We start from the raw sequence: 16,848 nt of genomic DNA, 5'->3' as shown, positions 1-16,848 counted from the left end.
AGGACACGGACTGACCGTCCTTCGCAAAAGCAGCGCTCAAACCGGCTCTCCGAAGTTGAACAAGGTTGAGACATCCGCGGCTCTTCCGAGTGGCGGCACAGTGGATAAGCAACCGCCGACATCCAGGGGGGCGGCCGTGACGCAGGAGAGTGCGTCCCGCCATCGCTCACGACTTCAGTTTCAGCTTCTTCCTCGACGCCCCCGGGAACACGACGACCAGGTGCTCCTCCTCCTCCGCGTCACTGACCCGCACGTAGACACGGAGCCGGTAGTGGCCCTTTCCCGCGATCGCCAGGTTCGGCATCGGGGCACCCGCCCCCACCTCTCCATCGCCCATCTCCGGCACGGTGAGCCGGCCGCTGCGGCTGACGATCGGCATCTCGGTGACCTGATCCCACCCGGCCGTCCGCCGTGGCGGTGCAGTGCGGAAAGCCTTCACCGTAAGACACAGATCGACGACGTCGGCGACGTGTCCGATGAGCACCGCACCGTCGGCCTCCCCGCCGAGGGCGCTGTCGTCGTAGAACTCGCCTATCGCCTCTTCCTCCGCCTCTCCGGAGTCGTGGACCAGATAGCCGGGATCGCCGTCGACGAACAGGAAGTATTTGGCCGTGGCCTGGGCGACCCCCTTCGTCCGAGGCCACGGGTCGCGGCACTTCGCGTTCTCCTCGGCGATGTAGGCGGTGCCCGCCGCCTCCGCCTCCGCGGTCGACCACAGCAGTTGGGGATGAGTCGCACCGACGATCTCCGGGCAGACGTAGACGAGGTCCCACGGGTCCGCGCCCCGCGCGGGCCACGCGCTCCCGGCCCGCGTCAGAATCGTCTCCTGCTCGTCGCGGTTCTTCGCGTGGCACAGTGCCCGCCCGTACGCGAGGACCCCCTGGTCCGACAGGCTGTCGGGAAACATGGGCGAGACTCCGCCCTCTGCGCTCCGCGCCCGGCACAGGAACTCGGCGTCGCGTTCCGCGGGTTTCAGGTCGCCGAAGTTGCGCCGGTCGTAGCAGTCCGTCGACCAGCCGGTGTAGGTGAGGTGCGGGGTCTGCTCCGGATGGATCATCGCGATGATCGGCAGTACGGCCACGGCCGTCACCGCGACGCGGATCACGCGCCGCCGCGCGGGCGGAAGGTCCGCCGGACGGCCCTCGCCGGACAGTTCACGGGCGGTCGCCGCGATCCACACGACGCTGACGAGCCCGACCGCGCCCATCATGATCGGCACCGCCGGACCGCCGTCGGCAATCTCCGCAAAAAACATGTTGAACGGGTTCACCAGCGCGTAGACGCCCACCGACAACCATCCGGCGACCTGCGTGCCGCGGCTCCACCGGCCGTCACGCCACTGTCCGACGACCGTGATGGCCGTCGCCGCCACTCCGCCGAACGTCAGAAGGCCCAGTTCGGCGAGGCGGCCCGATCCGAACTCCGTGAGGCCGAGTTCGGCGAGCAGTTGACTGACTGTCCCGGCCAGTTGGGCCGCGAACGTCGCTCCGGCCGCCACGCGCAGCACGCGGGACCGCCAGCGGATAACGAGCAGGTAGAGGACGTCGATCGCGGTCCACAGCACGAGCTGGAATACCGTGTCGACCACGCCGGGGATCAGCATGATCGGATACCACAGCACGAGGGTGTACGCCACCGCCAGATACAGCAGTCGGCGCAGCGCCTTCTCTCGGCGGTCCAGCGGTCCCGGCGCGGGGGGACGCAGGATCAGCCACAGGAGCGCGGCCTTCACCAGGGCGACCACGAGCAGCACCACGGTCGTCGGGGTGTCGAACTCGTCGAAACCGTAGAACGGCGACCATTCGACGGCCACCCAGAGCCAGGCGTCGCCGAGCAGCAGGCCCGCGACCGCCGCCGCAAGAACCAGACCTACTACCCAAATCCTGGTAATACGCCATAAATTATTCGGAAGCACGAGACGCGATCTTAGCGCGGCACTGCCGTATAAGCGGACAGAACAAAACAAGCGGTCCCGTCCCGCCGATCAGATTCCGTAATCTCCCGCGCGAAGCTGTTTCGCTGACGGCGAGGCGCCGGTCGCCCAGCAGGTCGCAGGCGAGATAGTCAGGGAAGGGGTGGTCCAGCAGGGATGGACATCCGGGATTCCACCTCTTGAATATGAGAGTCTCGGCGAAGAAAATCCGTGTGCACTTTTTATAGCATGATGTTCCCGACGCCTCTGGAGTCCATCGACCATCAGCAGCGATCACCGACAAACCGGTTGCTGGAAAATGCGGCCATAGCGTTAAACCGGAAAGGCCCATCACGGTCTACATCCGGCCACCCAAGCTTGACCCGGCGTAAAGGCACCATAACTCTGCGCATCGATAATCGGCGAAGCGGTGGGGCGAAAATTTTCAATCGGCCCGCCTTGCTCCCGTTTCGGTCGACCGTTTGTTCTTCCAGCTGTTTTCACGCGTCAATCCGCTCATCCCGTTGTCCCGGAGAAGCGTCCGACATATGCTCCGCACAGGTGAAACGCTCAGCCAAGCCGAGTGGAGGCGGGCATGACTCGTTCCTGGGAAGCCGACTCTTCCGCGTTGTTCGAACGGCGACTAGGAAAGTCCGCCGAAGAGTTAGGTTACTCGGACGGCCGTGACGAATGCCCAGACATCTGGCGACTCAGCAACGGTGACATCGCGGTGATCGGCAGGGACCTCACGGCCGCCTACGGCCCTCACCTGCCGGAAGGCGTGTCCCTCGCTCCGGATGAGCGCCTGGTCGTCATCCCGGGCATCATGCTCAGCGCGGCGAAGGCGGACATCCCCGACGCTTGATCCCGACGCCTTCTTCCCCGCTCCCCCCTCGCCCGGGGAACACCGAGCAGGTCAGACCGAATGCCAACGCCGTCGCGGGGACGGCCCAGGAGGAGTGACCGGGAGAGTCGGTGATCGCCCAGTCCCACGGTGATCCGGTGCCGGATCCGCCGCCCAGGAGCATCGCGGCGATCATGTAGGCGGCCGGCACCGCGGTGGCCGCGTCACGCCGCCACCGGGAGGCCACCAGTGCCAGCCCCGTGAAGCCCGCCAGGTTGCGGGCCGCCGCCATCCCGTACGGCACCGTACCGGCGAGGAGAAGTCCCGCCAGCAGTGGCGCCGCGCAGGCGGCGGCGACCAGGCCAGCGCGGTAGGCGCCGGTGGGACGGACCGCGACGGCCTCAAGGTCCGCGGGGCCCGCGGACACGCCGCGCACGAGCACGGCGCTCGCCGCCAGCGGCGCGATCAGGGCGAGCGGCACGCCGTCCAGGTCCCCTCGCGAGAGGTTCGGGACCGGTACGAGGACGTCACCGGCCACCGCGACCACCCCCGCCGTCATCGCGAGAGCGAGTGCCGACCAGGCGACGTGGTGCACGTGGAGCCAGGTCCTCACAGTGGGGTCACCTCCCGGGGAGGGATGTCACAGCGGCGCAGCGCCGCGAGGTTGTGCCGGAACCACCGGGCCTGCTCGGCCGACGGCAGTGCCAGTGCGCGCTCGGCGACGCCGAGGGAGGCCGAACCGGTCCTGCGCGCGACCGAGTCCCGCCCGGCACCCGCCGTCAGGGCCAGCCAGGCGCTCAGCGGCGCGTAGGCGTCGGCACCGGACCAGTCGGGCCCGCACGACGGCGGCTCTGCGGGCAGCAGGCCGATGGCCAGGCCGAAGAGCACGTCATCGCCACCGGCCCCCGGTGGCACCGCGAAGCGCCAGGACGTCCGGCCGTCGGCGGGCCCCTCCGTGACGCGGCCGGGTGCGGGCAGCCCGGTCGCCGCCGACAGCCGCCGCACCGCGGGCAGGGCGATCCCGGCGGCGAACGCGAGCCGTTTCCCTCGTTCCGGCCACACGCACACCTCGGCCCCGTCCCACCGGGAGCACACCAGGCCGCCGGTGCGTGGCACCTGCGCCTCGGGGCCCATGTCCCGTACGAGGGGGAAGGCCACCAAGCCCGCCGCCAGGGGGAGGCCGACGATCCCCGCCCACGCCCGGCGCGTGCCCCTGTGACGCGCCCAGGCCAGAAACGCCGCCCCGGCGACGGCCAGGGCGAGGATCGTCTGGGCGCTCAGGGCGCCCGGGTGGAACGTCGTGCCGGTCTCGCAGCAGAAGCCCAGGTTGTTGCCGGTGAGGTGGCGTACCCAGAAGGTCTCCAGGGCGGCCGGGTAGGCCAGCCACAACCACGTGCCCGCCAGCAGCAACGGCACGCCGAGGAGCGGGGACAGGAAGCGGCCGACGGCGAACCCGGCGAGAGTCCAGGCGGCGATCACCAGGAGCGCCACCACGAGAACCGAGGGTGCCGGCGCCCCCGGGACGTCCGCCATCGCGATCGCCACCAACGAGAGCGCGCCCAGCAGTCCGAGCACGGCGGCGCCCAGGATCGGGAGCAGCGACCAGGCGAGGATCTCCGCTGGAGACCGTACCGGGGCGGTGCCCTCCACCCGGCCGCGCGACAGCCTGGCCCCCTCCCAGGCGCCCGCCGCCGCGCACACCGGGCCCATCGCCATCACCCCGGCCGACGCGGCGAGCACGGTGGCGGACAGCCAGTTGTCCTCCAGGGAGTTCGCCGAGTCGCCCAGCACGAGGAACAGGTAGACGGCCATGAGAGGAAGGGCTGTCAGGGCCGCGGAGGAGCGCAGCCGGCGACGCAGCGGCACGGGTCAGACCTCCCTCGTCACGAGCCGCCGGTAGGCGCGCCCGACCTGGTCGGAGAAGGAGCCGCGGACGGATCCGCCGGCCGATGTCACCAGGCCCGCGAGCGGCCCGGCGTAGCCCACCCCGCCCGCGTCGAGCACCACGGCCGAGTCGTACGTGCCTGCCAGGTCCGCGATGTCGTGGGTGGCCACGACCAGGTGGGCGCGCTCCCCCGCCCGTGCGACGATCTCCCGGAACCGCTCGCGCTGGTCCGGGTCCAATCCCGCGGTGGGCTCGTCCAGCAGGATCACCTCGGCGTCGTGCACCAGCGTCTGAGCCAGCCCGACCCTGCGGAGCTGGCCGCCCGACAGCTCCGCGCAGGGGCCGTCCGCCAGCGTGCCCAGCTCCACCACCTCCAGTGCCTCCAGTGACCTGCGCCAGGCCTCCCGTTGCGACAGTCCCTTGAGCCAGCCGGCGTAGCCGACCTGCTCGCGCACCGTCAGTCCGGGCAGCGGCCGGATCTCTTGCGGCATCCAGCCGACCAGCGACCGGTAGCGTGCCCTGTCCCGGCGGCGGGCGGGATCGAGTCCCCGGTAGAGGACCCGGCCCGTACGCGGGCGCAACAGCGAGGCGGCCAGTCCGAGGAGCGTCGACTTGCCGGACCCGTTCGGTCCGAGCAGCACCGTGCGGCCCTCGGGAAGGGAGAGATCAAGACCGGTGAGAACGAGGGAGCCTCGGCGGTGGCCGAATCCGCACCCCTGAAATGAGATCGGCATTTCTTCCTCGACGGGATCGCGTCGGCGGGGGTCACGGCCGGCTCCCGAATCGTGCGAAACCTTGAACGGCCGTGACCCCGCGCGCTCTTTACCAGTAGACCTGGACCCTGCGGGCGGAGATCCGGTAGAAGTCCGCGCCCATGTTCTTCACGGTGAAGTGGTACTTACCGGAGCGGACGTCTCCCCAGTCGCCCCGGACCTTCCGCGAGCCGCAGCCGCCGTAGCCCTTGGTGCCGTAGTGCGTGTCCGGGCCGGTGCGCTCCCGGTACAGCCCCAGGCTCGGCACCGCCGCTCTTGAGTTGGCCGAGCAACCGGACAGCTCGACCGCCGTCCTCCAGTGGTCGCTGTTGGCATCCTTCCAGGTGCGGGACTCGAAGCCCGCGGCGACGTTCTCCAGCCTGGTGGTGAACTGGCCCTCCGCGTGGGCGAGGGTCGCGCCGGAGGCGCCCAGCGCGCAGACGGCGGCGGCGGTCACCACCCCCCTGCTGAGAAGGCGCCTGCTCAGGAACGCCATGTGAACCCCTTTCCTCGGTGGTTGGAGCCCGGAATCCGGGTCCGGCGTTTCACCGGACGGGTCCCGGGATTCGCTGACGTCCCAAGGGTGCGACGCGAGCGGATCGGTCCACATCGGCCGCGTCGCGGAATTCGTCGTCGGCGGATCTACGTAGCCCCGATGGGCGCACACCGGCCGGAAAGGGAAAAGTCCCTGCGGATGCCCCGGCGAGACGATCGGCGGCGAAGGAGAAGACGGACGCGCGCTCGGCGCGCATCCGTCTCACGGCCGATTCTCCCCGGGGCGGATAGGCAGGCGAACCTACGCGGGACGGACGATGCCTGCGCGGAGATCCTGCCGTAGCGTCGGGGACATGGTGCGGCGCCTGCTGGTGTGGTGGAGCGGTCACCCGCAGGTGTCCGACGCCTTCCTCGCCGTCGCGGCCTGCACGTACCTACTGATCGAGGTGCCCTACTACGACCAGAGCATCGCCGACTTCACCCGGCTGCCGATGATGTTCTGGGGTGACCTGCTGGCCTACGCCAGTCTGGCGTGGCGGCGCAGGTTCCCGCTGTCGGTGCTGGCCCTGGTCTGGACGCTGTGGTTCGTCGGCGGAAGGTGGGACATCTGGACGGAGTGGAACGCCTCGTGGGCCGACCTGAGCACCCCGACCGCGCTGATGCTGATGTTCTACACGGCGGGACGGTGGGTCTCTTCCAAACGGGTCGGCTTCTTCCTGGCCGGCATGCTGCTGCCCCTCGCGTTGACCGCTGTCCGGATCTGGGGCGGTCTGGAGCTGACGCCGCTCCCGCGGCCCGTACCTCCCGAGGATCTGTTCGCGATATCGGCCGTCGTGTGCGTCGCGGCCTGGGGGCTGGGCAGGCTCAGGCACACCGAGGCCGAGGCCGTGGCCCACGCGCGGGTGAAGCTGGTGCTGGCCCAGGAGCGGGTGCGGATCGCGCGGGAGTTGCACGACATCGTGGCGCACAACGTGAGCGCGATGGTGGTCCAGTCGGACGGCGCCTCGGCCGCGTTGCTGGACGACGACCGCGCCGAGGTGGAGCAGGCGCTGGGCGCGATCGGGAAGTCGGGCCGGGTCGCGCTGGGCGAGCTGCGGCTGCTCCTGGGGGTGTTGCGTGAGGCCCCCGTAGCACCGCAGCCCGGCATCGAGGCGATAGAAAACCTGGTCGAGCGGCTGCCGCTGAGGGTACGGTTACGGGTCGAGGGACGAGTTCGTGAACCACCGGCCAGCTTGGGCCTGGCCGCCTACCGGATCGTGCAAGAGGCTCTGACCAACACGCTCAAGCACGCTGGCAAGGAAGCGAACGCCGAGGTGCTATTACGCTACGCCGAAGACGGACTGCACATCCAGGTCACCGACGACGGTGCCGGTGAGAGTCGTCGCAGGTCGGCGACATCGCCCGACCCCGGCGGGGCCGGGTACGGCCTGGTCGGCATCGCCGAGCGCGCCGCGATGTTCGGCGGTACGACGCGGGCCGCGCCGTTGCCCGGCGGCGGCTTCCAGGTCGGGGCGACCATTCCCTGGACGTGATCCGTGGGCGAGATGATCCGCGTGCTGCTCACCGACGACCAGGAGTTGGTCCGCACCGGCTTCCGGCTGGTGCTGCGCCGAGAGCCCGGCATCGACGTCGTCGGTGAGGCGGCGGACGGTCGGCAGGCCCTCGACCTGCTGGACGAGGTCGAGGTCGACGTGGTGGTGATGGATGTGCGAATGCCCCGCATGGACGGGATCGAGGCGACCCGGCGCATCTGCGCGCGCGGCGGCCCCAAGGTGCTCATCCTCACCACCTTCGACCTGGACGAGTACGCCTTCGGCGCGATCAAGGCCGGTGCCAGCGGTTTCCTGTTGAAGGACACCGGGTCGGCCTCCTTCGTCGAGGCGATCCGCACCGTGCACCGTGGCGACGCGGTCATCGCCCCCTCCACCACGCGGCGGCTCCTGTCGCACTTCGTCCCCCGCCTTCCCGACGCGGGCAAGTCCCCGGACAGACGGGCCGCGCTGCTCAGTCCGCGCGAACACGAGGTGCTCACCGAGATCGCCGGTGGTCTGACGAACGCCGAGATCGCGGCCCGCCTGCACCTGTCGGAGGGGACGGTCCGCACGCACGTCAGTCACATCCTCACCAAACTCGACCTCCGCGACCGGGTCCAGGCCGTCGTCTTCGCCTTCGAGCAAGGGCTCGTCCGCTTCGGCTGACCCGCTCGCGCCTGACTACGACCCGGGTTCCTCCGTCCGGCACCGGGCGAAGACGCCGAACCTCCTCGCCGACTACGACGACCGGCGGGCGGCGGCGGTACGCACCCGCATCGAGTCACGGGTGACGGGGACGAGCCGGGTCCGGCTCGGGTGGCCCGGTGCCGCTCGGTGGTGGGACGCGGTCGGCCGCTGCCGTCGCACGCGACAAACCCGGCGACTTCGACGATCATCCCCGGGATACTGGCTGCCCATGGATGAGGTCGAAGTAGTCGTCGCCCATTCCGAGCGCGCGACCCTGCGCGTCGGGGACATCTTCCTGAAGGTGGACGCCGATCAGGCGCGCATCGACGTCGAGGTCGAGGCGATCGCCCTGGCGCCGGTCCCGACCCCGAAGGTCCTGTGGCACAAGCCGCCGGTGCTCGCGATCACCGCGGTCCCGGGAACGGCCCTCGGTCGCCTCGGCGAGCCGTCGACCGCGTCCCCGGCGGCGTGGGCCGCGGCGGGCGCCGCCATCCGGAAGCTGCACGACGCGCCGTTGCCGCCCCGGCTCGGCCAGGCCGGCCGGGGCATCGAGGAGTTGGCGGCGGATCTCGACCGCGAGTGCGCGTGGCTCGTGACGAACGGCGTCCTGCCCGCCGACCTGGTCACCCGCAACCGCCAGGTCGCCGAGGTCGCGCTCCGGCCGTGGACTCCGGTGTTCACGCACGGCGACCTGCAGATCGCTCACGTGTTCGTCGACGGCGACGAGATCACGGGCATCATCGACTGGTCCGAGGCGGGCCGAGGTGACGCCCTCTTCGACCTCGCCACCTTCACGCTCGGACACGAGGAGCACCTCGGCGACGTCGTCACCGGCTACGGCACCGATGTCGACCTCGACGTGATCCGCGCCTGGTGGTCGTTGCGGAGCCTGCTGGTGGTTCGCTGGCTGGGCGAGCATGGCTTCGACCCGTTCGCGCCGGGCTGTGAGGTCGACGTGCTGAGGTCCCGGATATGAGGTGGCGCGGGCCCGAATGCCGTTGGAGCTGGGCTTTCACGAGGCGGCCCGCGCGACGGCGTTCGGGAAGGCGCTGTCGCGCACCTTCCGGATGCCAGGGCCGCCTTTAAACAATGATCGGCCGATCCTGTGCCTTACTGTCTTGCAGACATGAATCAGCTCACGTCGCCGCCGGTGAACACGTACGACCAAGCACCCGAGCGCTTTTCGCGCGCCCCGCGTCCGGTTCAGCGTCGGCCGTTTAGCTGTAACATGTCTTGTTACAGACAGGAGGGCCGATGGCCGCGAACAGCCGGCTGACGATCGCCGTACACGCGCTGACCTGGATCGCGCTCGCCCAGCGACGCGGGCAGGAGTGGCTCACCTCGGAGCAGGTCGCCGCCAGCGTCAACACCAATGCGGTGATCATCCGACGCAGCCTCGGCGATCTGCGCCGGGCGGGCCTGGTGGAGGTCCGCCACGGGGCCGGGGCCGGCTGGAGCATGGCCCGCGCGCCCGAGGACATCACCCTGCTTCAGGTGTACGACGCCGTGGAGCGAGAACCGCTCTTCGCCATGCACCGCACCGAACCCAACCTGGAATGCCCGATCGGCAGGGGAATCCGGCCCGTGCTGGACGTGGTCTACAACCGGGCCGACCAGAGCCTGCGCCGCGAACTCGCTCTCACCTCGATCGCCGACGTGCTGCGGGACTGCCTGTAGGCGCACCGACGCCCGCCTTCGGATAACACGCGCCTTCAGTAGTAACAATGTTTGTTCCATCAAAACGGAAGGAGCCTCACCGGTGGAGGACAGTCGATACCCGATCGTCGAGCTCAGGCAGTACACCCTGCACGAGGGTGAACGCGACGTACTGATCGACCTCTTCGAGCGGGAGTTCGTCGAGCCGCAGGAGGCGACGGGAATGACCGTCATCGGCCAGTTCCGCGACCTCGACGCCCCGGACCGATTCGTCTGGCTCCGCGGATTTCCCGACATGGAGCGCCGCGCCGAGGCGTTGCGTTCCTTCTACGGCGGTCCGGTCTGGAAGGCGAACCGCGATCGGGCCAACGCGACGATGATCGACTCCGATGACGTGCTGCTGTTGCGCACCCGAGAGGACTTCCCGGCAGCGGCGCGGCCTCCACTCGGCGATGCCACTCCGACGTCGATCGTCGTCGCGACGCTCTGTCACCGCGACCGGCCGTTCGACGACGCGTTCGCGGACTTCTTCGACCACTTCGTACGACCGGTGCTGACCGAGACCGGAGCACGACCGCTCGCCTGCCTGCGAACCGAGTACGCCGAGAACACCTTCCCCGCCCTGCCGATCCGCATCGGGGAGAACGTCTTCGTGTGGTTCTCCCGGTTCGCCGGTCCCGACGATCTCGCCGATCATCAGGAGCGGCTGGCCGGCTCACGCACATGGCGCGATCGGGTGCTCCCGGAACTGTCGGAAACCCTCACCGGCGCTCCGCGGCGACTCCGGTTGGCGCCCACGGCCAGGTCATCGTTGCGCTGAGGCGTGCGGCCCCATATCTCGGGATGGAGCGCGATCCCGGGATGGAGCACGCGAAACCGAAGGCAGAGTCAGAGCGTCAGTGCCAGCACCGCCCACGCCACGCCCGCCCCGGTCACCGCACCCACGAGGGTCTGGGCGGGCGTGTGGTGGGAGACCTTCACCCGAGCCCACCCGATCACGCCGACGAGGACGGCACCCACCGCGAGCGTCACCGCGGCGGGCAGCACATGTGCCAGCACGACCACCGCCCCGGCGGACACCCCCGTGTGAAAGGAGACCTTCCACGTCAAGGTGATCGCCCCCATGACCAGGATCCAGCCGAGCATCACCCCTGCCGTGGCCGTCACGATGAGCGGCGCGTCCAGCAGGACCAGCACCACCAGACCGACGACCACCGCGATCAGCCCGGTGAGCATCGGCCCCCTACGAGAATTCCGGTCGACCAGATGCATCGAGTCCAGGCGGCCCCGCCGCACGCCGACCGCGATCACCCCAACGGGCACACCGGCGCACAGCGCCGACGCGAGCAGACCCCACAGCGCGCCCACCCATCCGTGGGCGAGCAGACCGGCCACCGGCGGCAACGCGACCGCGACGTACTGGGGCGCGGCCATCTCGGTCACCGCCCACGCGAGACCGCCGCGCTCCGCCGCGGCACCCGCGCCCCGCTCAGGCACTCCCACACCGTCCACTCATGCGCCTGACAAAAGTGGCCGGAACGGCGGTGGCCGTCACGCCGCGGCCTCGTCGAGCAGGATCCGCGCCAGCTCTCGCGGCAGGGAGAACATCGGCCAATGACCGGTGTCCATCTTGACCAGCCGCCAGTGCTCACCGCTCAGCAGCTTGGCCACGTCGTCGCTCGGCTCGTCGCCGTCGAGCAGGCATTTGACGTACGTCGCCGGGAGCTCGCCGAGCGGGCGTGCCAGCACCGCCGGCTCGGTCAACGTGGCGCCCGGATGCGGCGTCGCGCCGCTCACGATCCGGGCGATCTGCTCGCCGGTGAGACCCTGGCCGTCGTAGTCGGCCGCGACGGGCGGCGCCCAGAAGCCGCCGGTCTCGGCGATCGAGGCCTCCACCATCGCCCGGCCGTACGGCCAGCCGGACACGAAGGACTCTCCGTCGGCCGGAACGTTGGCGTCGACGAAGACCACGCGGGCCAACCGGTCACCGATCCGCTCGGCGGCCTGACCGACCGGGATTCCCGAGTAACTGTGCCCGACCAGGACGACGTCGCGCAGATCACGGTGTTCGACCTCGTCGACGATGTCCTGAACGTGGGTCCGCTGCCCGGCGGGCACGCCCCGCTTGTCCGCGAGACCGGACAGTGTCAGCGGATGGGCGCCGTGCCCGGCCGCGCGCAGCTCGGGCACCACCTCGTCCCACGCCCACGACCCGAGCCACGCACCTGCGACCAGTACGAAATCCGCCATGGCGGCAACGTAGCGGAACAGACCGACAATCCCGGTCGCGACCGCGAGACCGTCGGCCCGCCGACGCGCCTGGTAGCGTTCGCGGACGGGTGTGTCCGGGACCGATCGGGTGGAGCAGGACGAACGATGATCGCCGAGTCGACGCCGCGCGAGGCGACCGCCATCGCCGTCGCCGAGCACATGGTCGCGATCCCGGCGGGAAACGTCTTCCTGCGGGACGAGGGCACGAAGGCGATCTGGAAGGTCGAGATCGGGGCCTTCGAGCTGGCCTCCTATCCGGTGACCCGCGAGCTGTACCGCGCCGTCCTGGGTGAGGCGCCCGCGAGCCCGGCGGGGCCGCGGACGCCGGTGACCGAGGTCTCCTGGATGGACGCCGTCCGGTTCTGCGACCTGCTCTCACGGGCGGAAGGGCTCGCCCCCTGCTACTCGATGGGCGACGACCCCGATGGCGAGGACGTGGTCTTCGACCGGGAGGCCGACGGCTACCGCCTCCCGACCGAGGCCGAGTGGGAGTACGCGTGCCGGGCCGGGACCACCGGCGTCCGCTACGGGGAGCTGGACGAGATCGCCTGGCACCGCGGCAACTCCGGCGGCGAGGTCCGCGACGTCGCGACCAGGGCGCCGAACCCATGGGGGCTGTACGACATGATCGGCAACGTGTGGGAGTGGTGCTGGGACGTCTACGACCCCGAGGTCTACGGCCCGTACCGGGTCTTCAGGGGCGGAGGTGTGTCCGATCACCCCCGGGGATGCCGGGCGTCGTGCCGCCGCAAGAGCCACCCGACCTTCCGCATCGACGACCTGGGATTCCGGCTCGCCCGATCGCGGTAAGAAGACCGCCTGCCCTCGATGAGCCACGCTCGACGTCGCACTCTTCAGTTGAGAGGCGATTGTCCTACCGGCTTCCGGCTCTCACGCTTCCGCCCAAGCAGTATGCCAAGCCCCACTGTTTTAACTTTGCGTGACGATAGATTCACTCTGTGATTACGAACTTCTATGTTGACGGGTTCAACCTGTTCTACGGCTGCCTTAAGGGGACTCCTTACAAGTGGTTGGACCTCGACGCTCTTTCCCGGCGACTCGCACCCACCCATCAGATCCACCGCATCCGCTACTTCACCGCCAAGGTTTCAGCCCGCCCCGATGACCCCGATGGCCCAAACAAACAGGATTTTTACCTCAGAGCCCTGTCTACCATTCCTCACCTCACCATCCATCTGGGACGGTTCCAGCGGAAAAGACAAGAATGCGACTCGCCTATCCACCGGTAGTAGGCCCCACGACGGTGGAGGTCATCAAGACCGAGGAGAAGGGTTCGGACGTCAATCTTGCGACCTATCTGCTCGCGGACGCCTTCCGAGAGGATTGCCAGGTCGCCATCGTGATCAGCAACGACGCCGATCTGGCCGAGCCCATCCGACTGGTCTGCCACGAAGTCGGCCTTCGCGTGGGCGTGGTCAACCCCCATCGCATACGCGGACGGAGTCTCGACCTACAAGCCGCCACCCCAACCTTCTTCCGAGAGATCCGGGAGACCGTCCTGGCCACCTGCCAGTTTCCGGAAAAGCTGGAGGACTCGCGAGGAGAGATCCGGCGGCCGACGACCTGGTGAGAAAATACAAGGCCCCGTCCAACGGACGGGGCCTGTTCCCACCGGCGCGTGTCCCGTGGGGCGATGCCCCAAGTGAAGCAGTCCACCTCCGTGTCTGTCAAACCACTCGGAGTAACAGGCCTGTCCGTCCGGCCACCATGTCCTGCACGGGGTGCGCGAACTCCTGAGCAAGGCCAAGGAGGCGGGCGACCTCCGCCCTCCACCTCCAACGCATCGCCTACCCGGTGCTGTTCATGTGAGATCCGGTTCTGTCGGGGGCGATCTCTACGGTGTGCGGCATGACGACACACTCCCCCGTGAGCGGGGCCTGGTCGAGCGTGCGCGCGGCCATCGCCGCCGGTGACCCTGCCCTGGTCGCAGACACCGTGTTGGCTCTGGACGAGGCCGGGTGCCGGGAGGTGGCTCGCGAGTTGCCCGACCATATCGGCGTCGCCAGGACAGCGGTCGAGGAACGCGACCGGCGCCAGGGGGTGTGGACCGACGGCGAGGAATGGATCGAGCCCATGCGGGTCGCCGGCGCGGGTGTGTTCGGCGGGGTGGCCGCCGTCGCGACCTGGCTGTATCGGCGCGACTTCACCCGTTGGCGGCCACCGCTGGACTCCGGGCCGCTGCTGCGGGTGATCGCCGCGCGACCGCAGCAGTGGCAGGCCGGTCTCGCGGTGCGGCTGGCCCTGCGGCTGCGTGGCAACCGGACCCAGGTCAGGGACGACAGCATGCCGTTGGCCCTGGAGCTGCTGCGCCGTAGCGGTGCCGTCCCGCCCGAGCACGACCCGCTCGCCGTCGCCTGGGTGTCCCAGCCGCCGGATCTGGAGCACGACCCGTTGGCCGAGCACCTGGTGCCCCGGTTGTTCGAGGCCGAGGGCGTGGGCCGGGCGCTGCGCGGAGACAGCGTCGATCCGCCCTCGTGGGATCCCAGCCTCCGCACCTGGCTGGGGGCGCTGCGCGCCGCGGTCACGGCCGGCCGGCTAGCCCCCGAGCCGCTGGTCGACGGCTGCCTGCGCCGGTTCCTGCGCGGTGGCAACCCCGCCGACCTGCGTTTCTTCGTTCGCCTGCACGAGATGCTCGACCCGGCGCCGAGCGCTGAACGCACTCGCGACTACCTGCGGCTGCTGCCCGCCGCGCCGGGGCCGGTGGCCGAGCTGGCGCTACGGCAGCTGCGCGGTGCGGGTGGGCTGAGCGGCGAGGAGATCGACGAGGCGGTGTCGGCGCTGCTGTTCCGCCCCGAGGGCAAGCTCGTGCGGGCCGGGCTGACCTTGCTCGACCAAGCCGCCCGCGACGCGGACGGCGACCTCGACGAGCTGGCCCCGGCGCTCGCCTCGGCATTCCTGTGCGAGCCCTACGAGGTGCGCGAGCGCGCGGTGCGCCTGGCCGTCAAGCATGCCCGGCGCTTCACGCCCGCCGGGGCCGAGGCCGTCCGCGAGGCGGCGAGCGTCCTGCCCGCCGAACTGGCGGCGCGGCTCTCCCAGTCTTACGGGGTGGTGGCGGCCGAGCCGGAGGAGATCGACGACTTCGAGCCGGGGACGCTGCCGCCGTTCCAGCCGGTCGCCCGCGAGCCGTTCCCACCGGCGCTGGAGGACCTGACCGCCACCTACGACCAGGTGAGCGACGTCATCACCTTCGAACGGTGGCTCGACGGTTTCGTCCGCGACCCGTCCAGGCGACCGCGCCCCGGCCGGGGCCGCATCTACCAGCGGCGCCAATGGTGCCACCTGGAGGAGTGGACGGAGGCGCTGCTGCGCGAGGCCGCCGACCCCGGACAGGAGCCGCCGATCCCCGAGCCAGAACAGGCTCCCAAGTACGCCAGGCACGTCATCGGCGTGCGCATCGCCGAAGGCGGCGAGGAGCGCGACATCGAGGTGGACTTCGGCCGGCTGCCCGCCGAGATGCGAGAGAACATCGCCGCGGCCCTCACCGAGAACGGCACTCCGCTCGGCAATCTTGAGCACTTCACCCAGGGCCCGCCGCTCGAAGCGGAGATCCTGAACGTGTGGATCATGTCGTCGGGCAGCTGGAGAAGCCTGGAGGAGCAGGAGAAGCCGCCGCACGACCGCCTGCCTGACCCGCGTCACCTCTCGGCACCGCACTACGCCATGCTGCTGCGCTGCGCCGAGGTCCACTCCGCGCTGAAAGCCGGGACGCTGCCCTCGTACCTGCTGGCCACCCCGACCCTGACCTCCGGTCACCTCGATCCCGCCGAGCTGGTGGCCCGCCTGGAGGGGTACGAGCGGGCCGGCGCCCAGGCCCTGCCCGCCGACCTGGGGCAGGCGCTGCTGCGACTGCCTCGCGAGGCGTCCGCCGAGGTGATCGACCGTGCCGGGAAGCTGACCTCTCAGGCGGGCGCCACACTGGTGCGCTGGCTCACCGACCGGCCGGAGCCGCAGTTGCGGGTGGACTGGGCACACGCCGGCGGCGCCTACACGCACGACCGGCAGAAGGGCGAGCACTCCCCCCGGCTGAACCCCCGCATCCGGATCGAACCGACGGGGCTCGCGCTGATCGACACGCTGCTGTCCGATCCGCGTTCCTGGACGGGCGAAGACGACGGCAAGTACATGGAGTTCTGGCGGCTGACGCTGCCCTCGGATCGGGAGGCGGTGGCCATGCACCTACTGCCGCACCTGCTCGACACCTGGGAGCGGCCCGGTTACTTCCATCAGTACGTGACCGCGCTGTTCTCCCAGGACGGGCCGGTGGGTGAGGCGACGGCGCTGCTGATCGCCGTCCAGTTGGCCCAGCTGGGCATGTTCGCATGGCCCGAACGCGGTCTGCGGCTGCTGCTGGACGCGGCCGCCGCCGGCTGCCTGCCCGCCGTGGAATGCGGACGTCAGCTCGGGCTGTCCCTGCGCAGGGAGGTGACCACGATGAGCCCCGTGCGCTCGGCGCTGGAGGAATGCGCGAAACAGGGCGCGCACCGGCAGGTGTGGGAGATCATGACCGGGTTGCTGCCGGTCTACCTGCCAGGACCGGACGAGCGACCGTATTCCGGGCACACTCAGGCGCTCTCCCTCGCGATCGACGCCGCCCGCTGGGCCGAAGCGCGCGGTCCCGTCCCCGCGGTCGCCGAGGCGGCGGCCCGCAAGGGGACGAGCAACTTCGTACGCACCGCCCGTACCCTGCACGAACAACTCCTCGGCCGACAGGAGCGGACCGCGACACAGACACCCGCCTGAACAGGCAAAACCTTCTCGACCGGATATCCCTCCTCCCCCGCTCCCGATGACGT

The 16,848-nt window shown here is 70.0% G+C and carries 16 protein-coding genes; 9 read left to right on the top strand and 7 right to left on the bottom strand.

Translation table 11 applies throughout. The annotated features are described in order from the left end of the window. Positions 1–166: 166 nt before the first annotated feature. Entirely contained in the window at positions 167–1,915 is a 1,749-nt protein-coding gene (locus AB0B96_RS23290; protein ID WP_362901726.1) for a hypothetical protein, read from the bottom strand. 592 nt (positions 1,916–2,507) lie between these two features. Between AB0B96_RS23290 and AB0B96_RS23285 the strand changes: the two genes are divergently transcribed. Beyond that, positions 2,508–2,777 carry a hypothetical protein gene (locus AB0B96_RS23285; RefSeq protein WP_362901724.1) on the top strand — a complete coding sequence of 90 codons (270 nt, stop codon included), beginning with the start codon at positions 2,508–2,510 and terminating at the stop codon, positions 2,775–2,777. On the opposite strand, the gene AB0B96_RS23280 is transcribed toward AB0B96_RS23285, so the two are convergent. The 4 genes from AB0B96_RS23280 to AB0B96_RS23265 form a co-directional block, all read right to left on the bottom strand. Beyond that, positions 2,743–3,369 carry a hypothetical protein gene (locus AB0B96_RS23280; protein ID WP_362901722.1) on the bottom strand — a complete coding sequence of 209 codons (627 nt, stop codon included), beginning with the start codon at positions 3,367–3,369 and terminating at the stop codon, positions 2,743–2,745. The two genes, AB0B96_RS23285 and AB0B96_RS23280, sit on opposite strands and share 35 nt — an antisense overlap. Continuing rightward, positions 3,366–4,622, bottom strand: coding sequence for a hypothetical protein (locus AB0B96_RS23275; RefSeq protein WP_362901720.1), 1,257 nt, complete (start codon positions 4,620–4,622; stop codon positions 3,366–3,368). The genes AB0B96_RS23280 and AB0B96_RS23275 overlap by 4 nt, the downstream gene beginning before the upstream one ends. Before the next feature lie 3 nt (positions 4,623–4,625). Next, entirely contained in the window at positions 4,626–5,375 is a 750-nt protein-coding gene (locus AB0B96_RS23270) for an ATP-binding cassette domain-containing protein (RefSeq protein WP_362901718.1), read from the bottom strand. A gap of 88 nt (positions 5,376–5,463) precedes the next feature. Beyond that, positions 5,464–5,889, bottom strand: a complete 426-nt coding sequence (locus AB0B96_RS23265; RefSeq protein WP_362901716.1) for a hypothetical protein — start codon at positions 5,887–5,889, stop codon at positions 5,464–5,466. Between the two features lie 352 nt (positions 5,890–6,241). Here AB0B96_RS23265 and AB0B96_RS23260 point away from each other — a divergent pair, with 352 nt between their 5' ends. The 5 genes from AB0B96_RS23260 (at position 6,242) to AB0B96_RS23240 (ending at position 10,583) form a co-directional block, all read left to right on the top strand. Further along, on the top strand, positions 6,242–7,420 hold the full coding sequence (locus AB0B96_RS23260) for a sensor histidine kinase (protein ID WP_362901714.1): 1,179 nt from the start codon (positions 6,242–6,244) through the stop codon (positions 7,418–7,420). Positions 7,421–7,432: 12 nt separating this feature from the next. Then, positions 7,433–8,086: a response regulator transcription factor gene (locus AB0B96_RS23255; RefSeq protein WP_362901862.1), complete on the top strand. Its 654-nt coding sequence runs from the start codon at positions 7,433–7,435 to the stop codon at positions 8,084–8,086. A 250-nt stretch (positions 8,087–8,336) separates the two neighbouring features. Next, positions 8,337–9,083 (top strand): aminoglycoside phosphotransferase family protein, encoded by a 747-nt coding sequence (locus tag AB0B96_RS23250; protein ID WP_362901712.1) that lies wholly within the window; start codon positions 8,337–8,339, stop codon positions 9,081–9,083. 278 nt (positions 9,084–9,361) lie between these two features. Next, on the top strand, positions 9,362–9,784 hold the full coding sequence (locus AB0B96_RS23245; protein WP_362901710.1) for an Rrf2 family transcriptional regulator: 423 nt from the start codon (positions 9,362–9,364) through the stop codon (positions 9,782–9,784). 82 nt (positions 9,785–9,866) lie between these two features. Then, a complete protein-coding gene (locus tag AB0B96_RS23240) occupies positions 9,867–10,583 on the top strand; it encodes an NIPSNAP family protein (RefSeq protein WP_362901708.1) in 717 nt (238 codons plus the stop codon). A gap of 68 nt (positions 10,584–10,651) precedes the next feature. Here AB0B96_RS23240 and AB0B96_RS23235 read toward each other — a convergent pair whose 3' ends face one another. Both AB0B96_RS23235 and AB0B96_RS23230 read right to left on the bottom strand, forming a co-directional pair. Next, complete coding sequence (locus AB0B96_RS23235; protein WP_350945117.1) at positions 10,652–11,260, bottom strand: hypothetical protein; 609 nt, start codon at positions 11,258–11,260, stop codon at positions 10,652–10,654. 54 nt (positions 11,261–11,314) lie between these two features. Beyond that, on the bottom strand, positions 11,315–12,013 hold the full coding sequence (locus AB0B96_RS23230) for an alpha/beta fold hydrolase (protein ID WP_362901705.1): 699 nt from the start codon (positions 12,011–12,013) through the stop codon (positions 11,315–11,317). Positions 12,014–12,193: 180 nt separating this feature from the next. Here AB0B96_RS23230 and AB0B96_RS23225 point away from each other — a divergent pair, with 180 nt between their 5' ends. The 3 genes from AB0B96_RS23225 (at position 12,194) to AB0B96_RS23215 (ending at position 16,795) form a co-directional block, all read left to right on the top strand. Next, positions 12,194–12,844, top strand: a complete 651-nt coding sequence (locus tag AB0B96_RS23225; protein ID WP_362901860.1) for an SUMF1/EgtB/PvdO family nonheme iron enzyme — start codon at positions 12,194–12,196, stop codon at positions 12,842–12,844. A gap of 454 nt (positions 12,845–13,298) precedes the next feature. Continuing rightward, entirely contained in the window at positions 13,299–13,625 is a 327-nt protein-coding gene (locus tag AB0B96_RS23220) for an NYN domain-containing protein (RefSeq protein WP_362901703.1), read from the top strand. A gap of 278 nt (positions 13,626–13,903) precedes the next feature. Continuing rightward, entirely contained in the window at positions 13,904–16,795 is a 2,892-nt protein-coding gene (locus tag AB0B96_RS23215) for a DUF6493 family protein (RefSeq protein ID WP_362901701.1), read from the top strand. The last annotated feature ends 53 nt before the right edge of the window (positions 16,796–16,848 follow it).

The organism is Streptosporangium sp. NPDC049046, from assembly GCF_040649155.1.
GTDB lineage: Bacteria > Actinomycetota > Actinomycetes > Streptosporangiales > Streptosporangiaceae > Streptosporangium.
Note: the sequence above shows the minus strand (reverse complement) of the source record. Positions and strands in the feature narration are given on the sequence as shown.

Coding starts and splice junctions, on each gene's coding strand:
- AB0B96_RS23285 (WP_362901724.1), top strand. CDS start 2,508: ATGACTCGTTCCTGGGAAGCCGACTCTTCCGCGTTGTTCGAACGGCGA.
- AB0B96_RS23270 (WP_362901718.1), bottom strand. CDS start 5,375: ATGCCGATCTCATTTCAGGGGTGCGGATTCGGCCACCGCCGAGGCTCC.
- AB0B96_RS23265 (WP_362901716.1), bottom strand. CDS start 5,889: ATGGCGTTCCTGAGCAGGCGCCTTCTCAGCAGGGGGGTGGTGACCGCC.
- AB0B96_RS23260 (WP_362901714.1), top strand. CDS start 6,242: ATGGTGCGGCGCCTGCTGGTGTGGTGGAGCGGTCACCCGCAGGTGTCC.
- AB0B96_RS23255 (WP_362901862.1), top strand. CDS start 7,433: ATGATCCGCGTGCTGCTCACCGACGACCAGGAGTTGGTCCGCACCGGC.
- AB0B96_RS23250 (WP_362901712.1), top strand. CDS start 8,337: ATGGATGAGGTCGAAGTAGTCGTCGCCCATTCCGAGCGCGCGACCCTG.
- AB0B96_RS23245 (WP_362901710.1), top strand. CDS start 9,362: ATGGCCGCGAACAGCCGGCTGACGATCGCCGTACACGCGCTGACCTGG.
- AB0B96_RS23230 (WP_362901705.1), bottom strand. CDS start 12,013: ATGGCGGATTTCGTACTGGTCGCAGGTGCGTGGCTCGGGTCGTGGGCG.
- AB0B96_RS23225 (WP_362901860.1), top strand. CDS start 12,194: ATGGTCGCGATCCCGGCGGGAAACGTCTTCCTGCGGGACGAGGGCACG.
- AB0B96_RS23215 (WP_362901701.1), top strand. CDS start 13,904: ATGACGACACACTCCCCCGTGAGCGGGGCCTGGTCGAGCGTGCGCGCG.